Source organism: Acidobacteriota bacterium (assembly GCA_016716715.1).
In the GTDB taxonomy this organism is placed as follows: domain Bacteria; phylum Acidobacteriota; class Thermoanaerobaculia; order UBA5066; family UBA5066; genus Fen-183.
The window spans coordinates 498,278-514,172 of sequence record JADJVE010000001.1; the positions used below are offsets into that span (position 1 = coordinate 498,278).

Consider the following 15,895-nt stretch of genomic DNA (forward strand, 5'->3'; position numbering starts at 1 on the left):
CTGGAGCGGCGTGTTGCGCTGGCAGCGGGGTTGCTCGTCAGTCGGCGTCCGGCCCCTGTAGGGTCAAATCGACGTGGAGGTTCGCTCCGTGAAAACGCCCCTGAAAGCGCTTCGGCCCGGCCGTCTCATCCTCCTGCTTCCCTTCTGCCTCGCGCTTTCCGCTTCCGCGGGCGAGATCCGCGGCCGGCTCCTGGTCTCGGACCGGGGCGACCGCCCCGCGGCGGGCGTGACCGTTTCCGCCGTCGCGTGGGAGACGCCGGGCGAAGAGGCGAAGCGCGAGGCGAAGGCCGGTCCGGCCCCGTCCGCCCCGAAGCCCTTCGCGACGGCGACGACGGGGGCCGACGGCTCCTTCGCGCTCACCGTCGCTGCCGAGGCCGGCAAGGAGAAGCTCTTCCGCGTCCAGGCCGAGGGCGCGGGCGTGGTGCCGATCCTCTTCGAGGACGTCTACGACGCATCCGAGACGGACGACCTCGGCGAGCACCTTCTGTCGCGCGCCGAGAAGATCTCCGGCACCGCGGTGGACGCCTCCGGCGCGCCGCTCGCGGGCGCCGACGTCGTCCTCGAGCCGGGCGGCGGCGGCCCAGGCGACCCGTCGTTCCGGACTCTCGCGCGGAGCGTCGTGACGGGCGCGGACGGTGTCTTCCGCTTCGAGGAGGCGGGCGCCACGGGCAACCGCATCACGGTGACGAAGGACGGGCTCGCACCCGCGCGCGCGTCGGGCCTGCGCGCCGGCGGCCTCGCGAAGCCGATCGCGCTCGCAACCGGGTTCCCGATCGCGGGCGTCGTCCGCGACGCCGCCAAGCGGCCAGTCGCGGGCGCGCTCGTGCGCTTCGAAGGCGTGAAGGCGACGACGCGCTGGATCCTGACGGACGCCGAGGGCGGGTTTGCGATCCGGAATGCGCCGGACGGCCGCGGGTCCCTCGTCGTGGACGCCGGGGACTCCGGGTGGGCCGCGAAGCCGGACGTCAAGCTCCCGCTCCCCGAGGGCCGCACGCTGACCGTCACGCTTGCCGCGCCGTCGGCGCTCACGGGCAAGGTCGTCGAGGAAAAGACGGGCCGGCCCGTCCCGCGCGCGAAGATCCTCCTCAAGGGGAACGCGTTCGCGCGGCTCGTGCGTACGGCGCCCGACGGCACCTACGCGCTGAAGGGCGTGCCGCCCGAGTCGTACCGCCTCTCCGTGGACGAGGCGCGCCACGTGCCGTGGGTCCAGGCCGCGCTCGCCCTCGCGCCCGGCGAGGCGAGGAAGCTCGACGTCGCGCTCACGCTCGGGGCGTCCCTCGCGGGCAAGGTCGTCGACGAGAACGGCGTCCCCGTGGCCGCGGCGCGCGGCACGCTCACGCGCGGAGGCGAGAGCGCGATGGCGGGCCTGCGGCAGATGATCCGCTCGGGCGCCGAGATCGCGGCGTTCCGGACGCGGCCCGACGGGACGTTCACGGCCTCGCGGCTCGCGCCCGGCGACAACCAGCGCCTCTTCGTGAGCCACGCGGAGTTCGAGCGCGCGACGCTGGCGGGCCTGTCCCTCCCGGCTGGCGGGACGAAGGGCGGCGTCACCGTCGTCCTCAAACGCGGCGCGACGATCACCGGCCTCGTGAAGGACGCAAGCGACCAGCCCCTCGCGGACGTGGAAGTCCAGGTCGATCCGTCGATGAACATCCGGAGCGGCGGCGGCGGCGTCATGATGAACTTCGTGCGGCTCGGCGGGCCGAGCGCGCGCCCGAAGACGAAGACCGGCGCGGACGGCGCGTTCGCGATCAAGGGCATCTCGGTCGGCGAGTACGCGCTCGTCCTCAAGAAGCCCGGCTTCGCGACCGAGCGCGTCGACCCCGTCAAGGTCACCGAACAGGGCGCCGAGCCCGTCCTCGTCGCGCTCGGGCCCGGTGCGAGCATCTCGGGCGCGGTGCGCCGCAAGAACGGCGAGGGCGTGGAGGGATTCCTCGTGCGCGCGGGCGCGGCGGCCGGCGGCGGCCGCGGCGGGCGCGGGGGCGGCGGCGGGCCCGGCGGCGGCCCCGGAGCCGGCCTCCTGAACGCGATCGCGGCCGACGGCGCGACCGGCGCGGACGGAGGGTTCTTCATCGACGGCCTCAAAGCGGGGCAGGCTTACGACCTCTCCGCGTTCGGCGGCGGGGGAATGGGGCCGCAGAAACGCGGAGTCGTGGCGCCTGCGGCCGGCGCGGACATCGTCGTCTCGGGCACGGGGCGCATCGCGGGCTTCGCGCGGGACGCAAAGTCGGGCCAGCCGCTCCGGAATTTCTCGGTCTCCTACGAGCCCGACCGTGGCGGCGGGATGGTCATCCGCATGGTCGCGCGCGGGGCCGGCGCACAGACCGGCATCGGGCAGAAACGCGACTTCCAGACGGAGGACGGAGCCTTCACGCTCGAGGACGTGCCCGCGGGGACGTGGACCGTCGTTCTCGACGCGAAGGGTTACCAGACGGCGCGCGTCGCGAGTCTCGCCGTGGACGAGGGCGGGACGAAGGACGGCGTCGAGGTGCGTGCGACGCCGGGCACGGTCCTCAAGGGGCGCGTGTCGGACGGAAAGACCGGGCGCCCGGTCGCGAACGCGACCGTGACCTGGGAGCCGGCGGGCGCCGGCGGAGGCGGCCCGGGCGGGATGTTCGGCCGCGGCGGCCCGCTGGGCCTCGACGGCGGCGACGAGACGACGACGGACGCCGAGGGCGCTTTCACCGTCGAGGGGATCGCGGCCGGACGCTTGAAGGTCACGGCGAAGAGCCCCGACTACGCGGACGGAAGCGAGGTCGCGGACGTCAAGGAGACCGGCGGCACCGTCGAGATCAAGCTCGCCTCGGGCGGCTCGGTGGGAGGCGTCGTGGTCTCGGGCAACCAGCCCGTGCCTGGCGCGACCGTCTCGCTCGCGGGCGCGGGCGAGGCCGGGTTCGGCCGCATCCTTGGCGGCGGACAGACGACGACGAGCGATGCGACCGGCAGGTTCGTCTTCGACCACCTCGTCGCGGGCCGGTACAGCGCGTCGGCGGGCCTGAATGGCAAGTCGAGCAACCTCGGGGAGGTCGTCCTCCAGTCGGGCGACACGCGCAACGACCTCGTCCTCTCGCTCTCGGCCGGCTCGACGATCCAGGGAATCGTGAGCGGCCTCCCGGACGGCTGGAAGAGCCAGACGACGGTGATCGCGAGCGGCGTCGAGTCGTTCTTCGCGACGACGAAGGTCGGCGCGGACGGATCGTTCCGGGTCGAAGGCGTCCCCGCCGGGCCCGTGACGCTGCGCGCGCAAGCGGGCGACGGCATGGGGACGTCGCGCAGCGCGACGAAGCAGGTCACCGCGGCCGACGACGTGCCGCTCCTCCAGACGGAGATCGTCTTCGACATCGGGTTCACGCTCTCGGGCCGCGTGACCCGCGCGAGCCAGCCCCTTGCGAACGCGATGGTCGTCGCGAACCTGCAGGGCGGCGGCGGCCGTCAGGCGACCGCGCGTACGGACGAGTCGGGCGCCTACGCGCTCCAGGGTCTGCAGGAGGGCTCGTACGCGGTCACCGCGTCGGCGGACCCGCTCACGGGAGGCGGGGCGTCGATGGTGCGCCAGACGGTGTCGCTCACGGGCGACCAGAGCCTCGACCTGAACTTCCCGACGGCGAAGGTCGCGGGACTCGTCACGGACTCGGACACGAAGCAGCCGCTCGCCGACGTGACGGTCTCTCTCTCCGCGCCGCCGGCGGCGAACGGCTCCGGCGGCGTCCAGCGGATGACGCAGACGGACTCGACGGGCCGGTTCCAGTTCTCGGACATCGCGCCGCAGGCCTACACGCTCAACTGCTCGAAGCCGGACTACCAGTACGACAAGCGCGCGATCACGGCCGCCGACGACGGCTCGAGCGAGAACCTCGCCGTCGAGCTCGCGCGCGGGCAGGGGATCGAGATCCAGGCGCGCGACGGGCTCGCGGGCGTCCCGATGCGCAGCGTGTCCGTGCGCGTCCTCGACGGGTCGAGGGCGGCGGTCTACGCCGGAACGATCTCGCTCGACTCGAACGGCGCGGGCGAGATCACGTCGCTCAAGCCGGGCGGCTACTCCCTGTTCGTGAACGCGAGCGGCTACGCGACCGTCTACATCGCGAGCGTCTCCGTTCCGTCACGGGCGCTGCCCGTCACGCTCACGCCGGGCGGGTCCGCGGACATCTCCGTCGGGCCGAAGTCGTTCGTGAACGGGATCCTGCGCGGCACGCTTCGGACCGCGGCCGGGATGCCCTATCCGTACACGCTCTTCAATACGGACGGGCGGCTCGCGATCACGGCCGACGCGACCGGGCAGACGGGCTTCCGGCGCCTCACGAACCTCGCGCCGGGCAGCTACGTCCTCGCCCTCGACGGCGGCGGCGGGACGACGTTCACGGTCAACGAAGGGGGGATCACGCCGGTCCAGCTCCCGTAGGGTCCCGGGCCCCGCGGCCGCCCCGTAGAATGGCGGGGCGGAATGAGACTCCGAAGCGCGTTCCTCGCCTGCGTCCTCGCGGCCGGCGTCGCGGCTTCGGCCGCGGCGCAGGACTCGATGCTCGCCGGCGCGAGCCCGTTCGTCTCCGACTCCGGGAAGCTGCGCCTCAAGGTCGAGATCAAGGCCGCGTTCCGGGACTCGCGGGATCTCGCGATCACCGTGCCGAACACGGGGACGCCGTTCCCGATCGTCATGCAGACCGTGGACCCCGGCGCGCACGTCGAGGCCCCGAACCTCGGCCTCACGCTCGAGGCCGACATCACGCCGGACATCTTCGCGCGCGCGGTGGTGAACGTCCTCGACCTCTACAACCGCAACCCGACCTCGAGCGCCGACAAGGTTCTGCTCCGCGAGGCGTTCGTGCGGTTCGGGAAGAAGGTCGAGACGCTGCGCGTCGCCGACGGCACGAGCGTCTACCTCGAGCTCGGGAAGTTCCCGCGCTTCTCCAAGCAGATCGTGCGCCGTCTCGAGAGCTATGGCCTCTGGGGGACGGCGGTGGGGCGCTTCGAGGAGACCGGCGCCGAGGCTGGCGGCTCGTTCGGTCCGCACGTCTACTGGCGCGCGAGCGTCACGGGCGGCACGCCTCTTTTCTTCCGCGACCCGAACGCCCTCGCGGGCGACAACGGGACGCCGGAGCGCACGGTTGGGTCCACGACGCCCGTCGTCTACAACTCCGGCTTCCCGATCCTCTACGACACGCTCGCGCCGGACGTCGGCGGCTCGGGTCAGGTCCAGCTCGGCGGCGGCGCGGGCTTCCGCTGGAACTGGGGTGAGACCCGGCGCAGCGGCATCGACGTCCTCGCGTGGATTTTCCGGCGCGAGCTCGCGGACCGGGTCGGCCTCCACGGGACGTTCTACGGCGCGGACCTCCGGCTCCTCCAGGGCGTCGGCGTCTCGCTCCCGATCGAGGGCAACGAGAAGATCGAGTGGGGCGTGAACGTCGAGGCACGCTTCGGGCCGGTCCACTTCTTCGGGCAGGCGATCAAGCAGGAGATCGCGGGCCTCTGGCGGCAGGGCTACGAGGCGGAGCTCTCGTGGCGCATCCCGCTACCCGGCCTCTTCGCCTCGGGCGACCAGAGCGTCGTGAACTGGGTCGAGCCCGAGGTCCGGATCTCGTACATCGACAACCTCTGGGAGAACCCGGCGGGCTTCGTCGCGCCGTCGGTCGGCTGGAACTGGCGAAAGGTCGACTACGGCGTCCGCGTCGGGATCGTCCGCGGACTCGACCTCACCGTGGAGTACGCCCGTCACGACGCCACGACGCGGCGCGGATTCGTCCACCCCGACGAGTGGCTCGTGACGCTGCGCGCGGCGTTCTGAGAACGCCGCGGGGGGGCGGGCGCCCCCCCGCGGACGCGGGTCAGTGCTTCGTCGCGGCGGCGGCCGGCGACGTGGAGGGCTTGCTGTCGCAGCGCCCGTCGAGGTGGTAGCGGATCGAGAAGGCGTTGTCGCCCTCGTTCGTCTCGGCGACGTTGCCCTCGGCGTCGAGGACGAGCTTGAGGCCATGCGCGCCCGAGTCGAGGTAAGGCTGTGTCACGAGGCTCTTCGCTTCACTCGCGGCGAGCGCGAACGGCCCGTTGATCGCGCGCTCGTTCGCGTCGGAGTAGAGCTTGTTCTTGAAGTTGCCCGTCGCGACGCCGTTCGTCTCCTTCTCGTAGTACTCGACGTTGAAGGCGCACTGTCCGTTGCTCGGCGTCGGGTGCGGGTTGATCGACTCGGCCGCCGTCAGCTTGACCGAGCCGTTCCAGTCGACCCAGTGCTTCTTCGCCGGATCGCTGCCCCAGACGTAGAGGCCCGGACGCGCCGACGTGATGTTCGGCTTCCTGTCGTTCGAGCCGCCGCCGGGCGGGACGCCGACGGGCGCGCACTTGAACGTGTAGTCGACGGCCTTGTGGCCCTCGAAGAGCTTCACGAGGCCCCCCGGACCGTCGAAGAACAGGTTGAACCGCACGCTCTTGATCGTGCAGCCCGCGAAGCCCTGGGCGCACTGGACCGAGAAGCGGGTCCTTCCTTCGCCCTTTCCTTTCTTCGCGATCATGAACGGAACCTCGAGGCCCGTGTGCGCGGGGTTGCCGGGCTCGCCGGCCGTGTAGAAGCCGATGCGGCCGGTGGCCTGCGTCTCGAGGCTGTACGCGAAGACGACCTCGATCGAGTTGCCGGGGCCCATCGGGGTCGCGGGCGGGACGCCGGCGAGCCCCGCCGGGGACGCGGGGGTCATGCTGAGGATCGTCACCGAGTCGGCGGCGAACGCGGGGGCCGCCGACAGGGCGAGGGCGAGGACGAGGAACGCGGGAACGCGGTGGTGTCTCATGTTCTCCCTTTCTGAGACACAACGTGCGCCCGGAACGGGCCTCTGTCGAGGGGGAAGGATGGTCCCGGCGCGAAGAACGGAGGTCCGGGCGCGCCATGCGGCCCCCGCAGGGCCGGCTCGGTGACCCGAATCACCTTCGCAGGAATCCGAACTCTTCAGCCCTGGATGATTCCGCGGCGGAGCGCGAAGCGGATCAGCTCCGTGCGCCCGTGGACGCCGAGCTTCTCCATGACGTGCTCGCGGTGCGACATCGCGGTCTTCACGGCGATGTCGAGGAGCGCCGCGACTTCCTTGTTCGCCTTGCCCTCCGCGACGAGCTTCAGGACCTGCTTCTCGCGGTCCGTGAGCAGGTCGTACGGGTCCTCGCCGGCGCCGGAGCCCGGCGGGGGCGTCACCCACCATCGCGTCGCGCGCGATCGCGGGGTCCAGCACGAGGCCGCCGCGCGCCACGCCGCGGATCGCCGACACGAGCTCGGTGCCCGCGGCCTTCTTGAGGATGTACCCCGCGGCGCCGGCCTTGAGGAAGCGCGACACGTACTCGCGGTCGTCGTACTGCGTCAGGACGAGAACGCGCGTGTGCGGGCTCACCTTGCGGACCTCGAGCGCCGCCTCGAGCCCGCCGAGGCCCGGCATCGCGATGTCCATGAGGACGACGTCCGGGCCGAGCTTCCGGCAGGCCTCGATCGCCTCGAGTCCGTCGGCCGCCTCGCCGACGACCTCGATGTCGTCCGCGGTCTTCAGGAGCGCGCGGAGCCCCTCGCGCAACAGCGCGTGGTCGTCGGCGATCACGACCCTAATGCGCGGCACGGGCAGGCTCCTCCTTCGGGACCGGGACGGTGAACGCGACGTGCGTTCCTTCGCCGGGCGCCGAATCCAGCGTGAGAGTACCCCCCAGGATCTCGATCCGCTCGCGCATGCCGAGGAGGCCCAGGCCCTGCCCGGTCTCCGAGGGCGTCGCGACGTCGGCCGGCGTGAACCCGCGGCCGTCGTCCTCGACGTCCACGGAGAGAGCGCCGTTTTCGAACGACATCTGGATGAGGACCGTCTTCGCGCCCGAGTGGCGCGCGATGTTCGTGAGCGCCTCCTGGACGGCGCGGAAGACGGGGATCTCGACCGTGGCTGGGAGCCGGTCGTCGAGATCCTCGATCTCGAGGCGCGCCGTGATCCCGGCCGGCGTCAGATGCCGGGCGACCCACCAGCGCACGGCCGACACGAGGCCGAGGTCGTCGAGAACGGACGGGCGCAGGTCGAAGATCACGCGGTGGAGGCCGTCGAGCGTGCGAGAGGCGAGGGCGCGCGCGTCCTCGAGCTTCGCGCTCGCCTCCTCCGGAGTGGAGGCGCGGCGGACGGTGTCGAGCCCGACGGCCAGCGCCGCGACGGTCTGGCACGTCTCGTCGTGCAGCTCGCGGGCGATTCGCCGCCGCTCGTCCTCCTGCGCGGAAAGGAGTTTCCGGACGAGATCCGCACGGCGGGCGTCGCGGTCCTTGAGCTCGGCGTAGAGCTTCTGGAGCTCCGCGGTTCGTGCCGCGACGCGGCGCTCCAGGGTCGCGTTCGCCTGCGTGACCTCGTCCATGGAGGCCGCGAGAGCGACGCGCATCGTCTCGAACGCGCGCGCGAGGCGGCCGGTCTCGTCGTCGTGCCCCGCGTCCTCGGGCGGGAGAGGGACAGGCTGCGACAGGTCGCCGGCCGCGAGGCGCTCGGCCGAATCCGTGAGTACGCGCAGCGGACGCCGCACGCTCCGGGCCGCGCCCCATGCGAAGAGGCCCGCGACGACGAGGAAGAGGGGCGTCAGGAACGCGAACCAGCCTTTGAGCGCGACCTCCTCGGCGAAGGCGTCGGGGCGCGGCTGGCGCACGCGCACCCGCCACGCGGTGGACGCGACGGGAGCGGATGCGGCGACGTCGTCCGGCGCCTCGGGGACCGCGGCGCTGGCCGCGAACACGCGGCCGTCCGCGTCCAGGAGCTCGACGGCGAGCGTGTGGTCGTTGCGAAACGTCCTGAGGACGAGGCCGGCGCGCGCCTCCTTGAGGCCCGGCGCCTGGAACGCCGGGTCCGACACGGTCATCTCGACGGCGACGGCCACGGAGCGCGCGAGAGTCTCGCGCTCCTTCAGAAGGCGGCGGCTGGTGTCCTCGAAGCCCCGCCGGACGAGCTCGGCGAGGACCGCGGCCGGGACGAGCAGCCCGACGATCGCGAGAAGGACCGCGCGGCGCTGCAGGCCGCCGCGGTCCCAGCTGCGGCGCGGCAGGGGGGACGCGGCGTCAGCCATCCGCCGGAGCGGGTTTCTCCGGTGCGGGTTCCTGAGTGGCCTTGGCGGCTTCGGCGGTCTTGACGTCCGAACCGTAGAGGCGGTCGTACTCGCGCCGGTGCTCGTGCTTGAGGCGCTCGACGGGGATCTTCCCGGTGAAGATGGCCGGGTCGAACGGGAAGATGCCGGGCGCCAGGTGGGCGTTGTAGATGTGCCACGTGATGACGACGAGGAACGCCATGAGCCCCTCGTTGCTGTGCGCGACCTTCGCCATCGGGATCAGCTCGCCGGGGAGGAAGCGCGCGACGACCATCGGGTAGTAAAGGATGAAGCCCGTCGCGATCATGACGAGGCCGCCGAGGACGAGGCCCCAGTACTCGAACTTCTGGCGGTAGTCGAAGCGGTCGAACTTCGCCTCTTCGTCCGCGAGCCCGAGGTAGTAGCGCAGCTGCTGGACGGCGTCCTTGAAGTCCTGCCGGTCCGGCACGAGCGTCATCTTCATCTTGTGCTGCAGCGTCGAGAGGATCGCGGCCGAGAGGTGGAAGAACGTGAGGGCCGCGAAGAGGAAGCCGGAGACGCGGTGCACGAGACGTGCGCCGTCGAGCCCGCCGAAGATCTTCACGAGGAAGCGCGCCGCGCCCGCCTCGTAGAACTTCTGCGGGAAGCCGGTGAGGGCGAGGAGCACGAACGTCGTCATGACGACGAAGTGCTCGATGCGCTGCTTTTTCGAGAAACGGACGGCGTAGTCGGTCATCGATTCACCATGACGCGCCAGAGGTGCAGGAGGATCTGCAGGACCAGCCCGCCGATCAGGAAGGGGATGAACACCTTGTAGAAGACGCCGACCGCCCAGACGAGCGGCGCGCGCTTCGGGCTCGGCTGGTAGTGCGAGAGCCAGGAGTCCGTGAAGTTCTTCGGGGCGCCCGGGTGGCACTTCGCGCAGGTTTTCTGCAGGTTCGCCTGCAGGACCTGCGAGTTCCCGTCCTTCGCCTTCGTGATGTTGTGCGTCCCGTGGCAGTCGATGCAGAGCGCCGTGATGACGCGCGGGGTCTTGCCTGAGCTCGCGAGCGAGGCGCTCATGCCGTGGAAGTCGTTCAGGTACGTCTGCACGACGTCCGTCGAGAGGCCGTACTTCTTCATGACGGCCTTGTTCGTGTGGCACTTCGCGCACGCGTCGACGAGCTTGAGCTTCCAGGCGGTCGTCGTGGGGTCTGCGATGTCGTGCGCCTTGTGGCAGTCCACGCAGACCGGGACGTCCTGGTTTCCCTGCGCGAGCGCGAGGCCGTGGACGCTCTTGCCGAAGACCTCGGCGATGTCCGAGTGACAGGCGCCGCAGGTGTCCGAGACGCGCGTCTTCGGCGCGTCGGGCTTCGTGATGTCGTGCGCGCCGTGGCAGTCCGTGCAGAAGGGGGCGGCGCCGCCCTTCTGGATGACCGCGTAGTGCACGCCGTCGAGCGCCTTCGTGTAGTTCTCGAAGTGGCAGGACTTGCAGAGGTCCTTGAACGAGGCCGAGAACTCGGCCTTCGTCTTCGCCTTCACCTCGGGGTGCGGGAGCTCGCTCTGGGCGGGGTGGCAGCCCGTGCAGGAGATCTTCGTCCCGTGGACGGATTTCTCGAAGACGGCCTTGTCGACGAAGACGGACTGCTCGGAGCCGTCGGCGAGCTTGAACGACGCGGACTTGTCGCCGTGGCAGGACAGGCAGTTCTCGATCTCTTCCTTTTCCTTCGGGCCCGCGGCCAGCGGCGCGGCGAAGAGGAAGACGAACAAGACGCCGGAAATGAGACCTTTACGGCCGGTGATCACACGAGCCTCCGCTTCGCACGGTGCCCGGCGGGGGAGGGGGGGTCAATGAAGCAAAGTGACTAGCGCGGAATCCGGATAATCTCCGCCCGTGCCGGGGCGGGGAGGTCCGCTCATCCAGACGGTCGCCGCCGCACCCGCGGTGGCGCGTCTCGCCGGGCGGATCGAGGCGGGGGTCCTCGGGACGTCGACGGGAGGGGTGTCCCTGACGGGGGCTCCTCCGGGCCTCTTTCCATTCCTTCTCGAGGCCGTCGGCGGCCCCCTCGGCCTCAAATGGGCCGTCGTGTTCGCCCACGAGCGGGACGCGGCCGCGTTCGCCCGGGACGCGGCGGCCGTCCTCGGCGCCCCGCGCGTCGCCCTCTTCCCGGCCCCCGCGCTCTCGCCGTACCAGGGGATCGCCCCCTCGCTCAAGGTCCGCCGCGACGAGTTCGGGACCCTCCAGCGCCTCGCCTCGGGAGAGGTGTCCGTCCTCGTCGTTCCGGCGCGCGCCCTCCTGCGCGCGCTCCCGCCGCCGGCGGACCTCGCGAAACGCACGCGCCGCGTCGCGGCGGGCGACGACGTGTCGCCCGCGCGCCTCGTCGAGGGGCTTCTCGCCGAGGGCTACTCGCGCGTGGACCTCGTCACGGAGACCGGCGACGTCGCCGTGCGCGGCGGACTCGTCGACGTGTTCCCGCCCGACCGCGACGAGCCCGTGCGGATCGAGTTCGACCTGAACGCCGTCGCCTCGCTGCGCTCGTTCGACCCGGACACGCAGCGCTCCACGGGCGCGCTCGCCGCCGTCGCGTTGCCGCCGATGGCGCTCACACCGGATACGCGCGCGACGCGCGAGGCCGCGCAGCGCGTTCTCGCGGCGTGCCGGACGGCCGACGACGATCCGCCCGTCCCGCGGGACCTCTCGCTCGCGCGGAAGAACGACGGCCTCGAGGAGATCCTGCCGCTTCTCGACGGGCGCGACGCCGCGCACGTCCTCGACCACGCGCCGTCGCACGTCGTGGCCGTCGACGATCCCGACGCCGTCGCCGCCGAGCTGGGCCGCGCGGCGGACGTCCTCTCCCTCGACTACGAGAAGGCGCGGGCCGCCGGCCGCGTCGCGCCCGATCCCGCGCGCCTCGCGGGGGACGCGGACCGCCTCGCCGGGGACGTCGCGCGGCGAACCGTTCTCGCGCTGGCGCCCGCCGTGCCCGCGGGCGAGACCGTCGCGATCGGCGCCGAGTCGGTCCTCTCCTTCGAGGACCGCCTGCCGGACGCGCCGAAGGAAATCGCCCGCGCGCGCGAGGGCGGCCTCGCGGTCGTGCTCTCGGCGGCGTCGAAGGGCGAGCGCGAGCACGTCGAGCGCCTTCTCGCCGAGTACGAGGTCGACCACCAGGGCGCCGACTCCGACCCGACCTCGCCGCTCGCGCCGGGCGCGTGCCGCGTCGTCTCCGGCGGCCCGCGCACGGGCTTCCTGTTCCGTTCCGCGGGCGTTCTCCTCCTCACGGCTTCGGACCTCTTCGGCGAGCCGCGGACCGCGGCCGTGCGGCGCAAGTCGGCGTCGGAGGCGTTCCTCTCGGACCTGCGCGACCTCAACGTCGGCGACGTCGTCGTTCACCGCGACTACGGGCTCGGGCTCTTCGCGGGCCTCGCGCGCATCGACGACGCCGGCGCCGTGCGCGAGATGGTCGACCTGCGGTACGCGGGCGACGCGAAACTTCTCGTCCCGGTCGAGCGGCTCGACCTCATCCAGAAGTACGCCTCCGCGGGCGACGGGCCCTCGCCCGCGCTCGACCGGCTCGGCGGGGCCGGCTGGGAGAAGCGGAAGTCATCCGTCCGAAAGGCCGTCAAGGACATCGCGGACCAGCTCCTGAAGCTCTACGCGCGGCGCGCGGCCGCGCCGGGGCACTCGTTCTCGAAGGACTCGCCGTGGCAGAAGGAGTTCGAGGACGCGTTCGAGTACGTCGAGACGCCGGACCAGGCGGCGGCGATCCGCGACGTGAAGCGCGACATGGAGTCGGACAAGCCGATGGACCGGCTCCTCTGCGGCGACGTCGGCTACGGAAAGACCGAGGTCGGGATGCGCGCGATCTTCAAGTGCGTCCTCGACGGCAAGCAGGCGGCGTTCCTCGCGCCGACGACGATCCTCGCGGACCAGCACTTCCGGACGCTGAAGCGACGCTTCGCCGCGTTCCCCGTCACGCTCGACCTCCTCTCGCGCTTCCGGACGAAGGACGAGCAGAAGGAGGTCCTGAGGCGCCTCGCCGAGGGGACGCTCGACGTCGTCGTCGGGACGCATCGGATCCTCTCGAAGGACGTGGCGTTCAAGGACCTGGGCCTCCTCGTCGTGGACGAGGAGCAGCGCTTCGGCGTCGCGCAGAAGGAGCGGATCAAGGAGTGGCGCGCCTCCGTCGACGTCCTCGCGATGTCCGCGACGCCGATCCCCCGGTCGCTGCACCTCTCGCTCGCGGGCATCCGCGACCTGTCCGTCATCGAGACCCCGCCGAAGGACCGCCTCGCGATCGACACGCACGTCGTCGCCGTGGACGACGCCGTGATCCGCGAGGCGATCCGCGCCGAGGTGGACCGCGGCGGGCAGGTCTACGTCGTCCACAACCGGATCGAATCGCTCGGAATGTGGCGCGAGCGGCTCCAGGCGCTCGTCCCGGACGTGAAGGTCGTGAGCGCCCACGGCCAGATGTCCGAGGGCGAGCTCGAGCGGGCGATGCGCGCGTTCGTGACCCGCGCGGCGGACCTTCTCCTCGCGACGACGATCGTCGAGAATGGGCTCGACATCCCCTCGGCCAACACGATGATCATCGACCGCGCCGACCTCTACGGCCTCTCGCAGCTCTACCAGCTGCGCGGCCGCGTGGGCCGCAGCGACAAGGCCGCGAGCTGCTGGCTCCTCGTCCCGCCCGGGATGCCGCTCTCGGACGACGCGCGACGTCGCCTGCGCGCGATCCAGGAGTTCTCGGACCTCGGAGCGGGCTTCCGGATCGCGGCGAAGGACCTCGAGATCCGCGGCGCGGGGAACGTCCTCGGCGGCGAGCAGTCCGGGCACATCGAGTCGGTCGGCTTCGAGACGTACGTGAACCTCCTCGAGGAGGCGATGGCCGAGATGAAGGGCGAGCCGGTGAGAGAGACGCGCGACGTGACGCTCCAGCTCGGCGTGCCGCTCGCCCTTCCGGCCGCGTGGATTCCGGAGGAAAACCTGCGGATGGCGCTTTACAAGAAGATCGCGGGCGCCGCCGACGAGGCGACGCTCCAACGCGAGGCGTCCGCGGCCGAGGACCGCTACGGAACGGCGCCGCCCGCGTTCCGGGCGCTGCTCGAGCTCGCGCGGCTGCGGCTCCTCGCGCGCGCTCTCGGCGTGAGGGCGCTCCAGCGCCGCGGCGACGAGCTCGCGGCGACGCTCGAGAAGGACCACGCCCTCGACCCCGCGAAGGTCGTCGACCTCCTGAAGGCCGGCGCGCTCGTCGCGGCCGGGCCGGACGCGTTCCGCCTCCCGAAGGCGTTCCTCGGCGCGGAGCCCGACGCGCTCGCCTCGCGCGCCCGCGACGTCCTCGTCTCCCTCGCGCGTGACCGTGGACTCGGTCCGCGTCTCGGGATAGCCTAGGGCGCCAGGGAGGCCAATTCATGAGCAGGATATTGCGGACCGTGGCGGTGTGCGCCTTTGCGGTGCTCGGATTCACGGCGAAGGCCGCCGATGAAGTCCAGCAGTCCGTCGTCGTCATGGCGGAGGCTTACAGCGCCTTCCTCAACAGCGCTCAGGAAGTGCCCACCAACGCGTCGACCGCGACGGGCTACGCCCGGGTGAAACTCAACGAAGCGGCGCTGACGATCGACTGGACGATCGTCTTTACCGGCCTGTCGAGCGCCCAGAACGGGTCGCACATCCACGGACCCGCGGCGATCGGCGCGAACGTGGGCGTCGCGATCAACTTCGGAGTCGTGGGCGGGACTTCGGGCACGATCTCGGGCTCGTCGCCGATCACGCCGACTCAGATCGCGCAGATGCGGTCGCATCTGATGTACGTCAACGTGCATTCGGTGAACTTTCCCAACGGCGAGATCCGGGGCCAGCTCGCGCCCCGCCGGAGCGTGGACTACGACGGCGACGGCGCGACCGACCTCAGCGTGCTGCGTTTCCCTGGCGGCTCGCCCGCACCGATCACGTACTTCAACCAGAACACGACCTCGGGGTTCCAGGCCGCCCTGTGGGGCGACGCGTCCACCGACTTCCCGGCGCCCGGGGACTACGACGGTGACGGGAAGGACGACCTCGCGGTCTACCGGGCCGGCGCGACGGCCGGCGCGCAGAGCACCTTCTGGATCCGGTACAGCAGCGACAACTCCGTCCACCAGTTGCCATGGGGTGTAGGCGGCGACATTGCGGTGTGCCGTGACTATGACGGCGACGGGAAGACCGACGTCGCCATATTTCGCCCGGGCGCGTCGCCCGGCGCGCCCGCGACCTGGTGGATCATGCAGAGTTCGAACGGCGCGGTTCGCGCCGCGCATTGGGGAACCACCGGCGTCAGTGGAACCAGCGGCGACACCCCGGTCCCCGAGGACTGGGACGGCGACGGAAAGGCGGACCTCGCCGTGTACCGGTACGGGGGGCTGTCGCCGAACAACACCTTCCTGATCCAGCGCAGCTCCGACGGCGGCGTTCAGACGCAGCCCTGGGGCAATTTCCAGACGGACTTCATCGCGCCGGGCGACTTCGACGGTGACGGCAAGACGGACTTCGTCGCGGTGCGGACGGGCGCATTGGCCGCGTCGCCTATGACCTGGTGGATCCTCCAGTCCTCAAACGGCGCGGTACGCGTCCAGACGTTCGGCATCTCTTCGGATCTCGTCGTGCAGGGTGACTACGACGGCGATGGCCGCACGGACGTCGCCCTGTACCGTGCCGGCGCAACCGTGGGCGCCAACGGCACGTTCTGGGTCTTCAGGAGCCTGTCCAGTACCGCCACCGCGACGCTCTGGGGCCTGAAGGGCGACTTCCCCGTCGCGTCGTACAACGCGCGCTGACCGGGCGCGGGCGCCGGCAGCCCTCGTCCTGGCCGCCGTAGCGGTCGCCGCGGGCTGCTCGCGCAGC

Annotated in this window: 8 protein-coding genes and 1 pseudogene; 4 read left to right on the forward strand and 5 right to left on the reverse strand. The window is 71.6% G+C overall.

What is annotated here, in order from left to right; genetic code table 11:
- The first annotated feature begins 88 nt into the window (after nt 1–88).
- Nucleotides 89–4,399 (forward strand): carboxypeptidase regulatory-like domain-containing protein, encoded by a 4,311-nt coding sequence (locus IPL89_02195; protein MBK9062002.1) that lies wholly within the window; start codon nt 89–91, stop codon nt 4,397–4,399.
- 42 nt (nt 4,400–4,441) lie between these two features.
- On the forward strand, nt 4,442–5,779 hold the full coding sequence (locus IPL89_02200) for a hypothetical protein (GenBank protein MBK9062003.1): 1,338 nt from the start codon (nt 4,442–4,444) through the stop codon (nt 5,777–5,779).
- A gap of 40 nt (nt 5,780–5,819) precedes the next feature.
- Here the strand turns inward: IPL89_02200 and IPL89_02205 are convergent, their stop codons facing one another.
- The 5 genes and pseudogenes from IPL89_02205 to IPL89_02225 all read right to left on the reverse strand — a co-directional run bounded on the left by IPL89_02205 (nt 5,820) and on the right by IPL89_02225 (nt 10,818).
- The gene (locus tag IPL89_02205; GenBank protein ID MBK9062004.1) at nt 5,820–6,770 is read right to left on the reverse strand and encodes a hypothetical protein; all 951 of its coding nucleotides are present in this window, start codon (nt 6,768–6,770) and stop codon (nt 5,820–5,822) included.
- Between the two features lie 155 nt (nt 6,771–6,925).
- Nucleotides 6,926–7,577: pseudogene (locus IPL89_02210) on the reverse strand (response regulator transcription factor).
- A complete protein-coding gene (locus tag IPL89_02215; GenBank protein ID MBK9062005.1) occupies nt 7,564–9,039 on the reverse strand; it encodes a HAMP domain-containing protein in 1,476 nt (491 codons plus the stop codon). The pseudogene IPL89_02210 and the gene IPL89_02215 overlap by 14 nt, the downstream one beginning before the upstream one ends.
- Nucleotides 9,032–9,772 (reverse strand): cytochrome b/b6 domain-containing protein, encoded by a 741-nt coding sequence (locus IPL89_02220; protein MBK9062006.1) that lies wholly within the window; start codon nt 9,770–9,772, stop codon nt 9,032–9,034. Before IPL89_02220 ends, IPL89_02215 begins: the two co-directional genes overlap by 8 nt.
- Nucleotides 9,769–10,818, reverse strand: a complete 1,050-nt coding sequence (locus IPL89_02225; GenBank protein MBK9062007.1) for a cytochrome c3 family protein — start codon at nt 10,816–10,818, stop codon at nt 9,769–9,771. Before IPL89_02225 ends, IPL89_02220 begins: the two co-directional genes overlap by 4 nt.
- Nucleotides 10,819–10,909: 91 nt before the next feature.
- Here IPL89_02225 and mfd point away from each other — a divergent pair, with 91 nt between their 5' ends.
- Both mfd and IPL89_02235 read left to right on the forward strand, forming a co-directional pair.
- Entirely contained in the window at nt 10,910–14,407 is a 3,498-nt protein-coding gene (gene mfd / locus IPL89_02230) for a transcription-repair coupling factor (protein MBK9062008.1), read from the forward strand.
- A gap of 20 nt (nt 14,408–14,427) precedes the next feature.
- Complete coding sequence (locus IPL89_02235) at nt 14,428–15,828, forward strand: CHRD domain-containing protein (GenBank protein ID MBK9062009.1); 1,401 nt, start codon at nt 14,428–14,430, stop codon at nt 15,826–15,828.
- Nucleotides 15,829–15,895: the final 67 nt, after the last annotated feature.

Bases quoted from the DNA above. Each gene is read 5' to 3' on its own strand.
- IPL89_02235 (MBK9062009.1), top strand. From the start codon at position 14,428: ATGAGCAGGATATTGCGGACCGTGGCGGTGTGCGCCTTTGCGGTGCTC.
- IPL89_02215 (MBK9062005.1), bottom strand. From the start codon at position 9,039: ATGGCTGACGCCGCGTCCCCCCTGCCGCGCCGCAGCTGGGACCGCGGC.
- IPL89_02220 (MBK9062006.1), bottom strand. From the start codon at position 9,772: ATGACCGACTACGCCGTCCGTTTCTCGAAAAAGCAGCGCATCGAGCAC.
- IPL89_02205 (MBK9062004.1), bottom strand. From the start codon at position 6,770: ATGAGACACCACCGCGTTCCCGCGTTCCTCGTCCTCGCCCTCGCCCTG.
- IPL89_02200 (MBK9062003.1), top strand. From the start codon at position 4,442: ATGAGACTCCGAAGCGCGTTCCTCGCCTGCGTCCTCGCGGCCGGCGTC.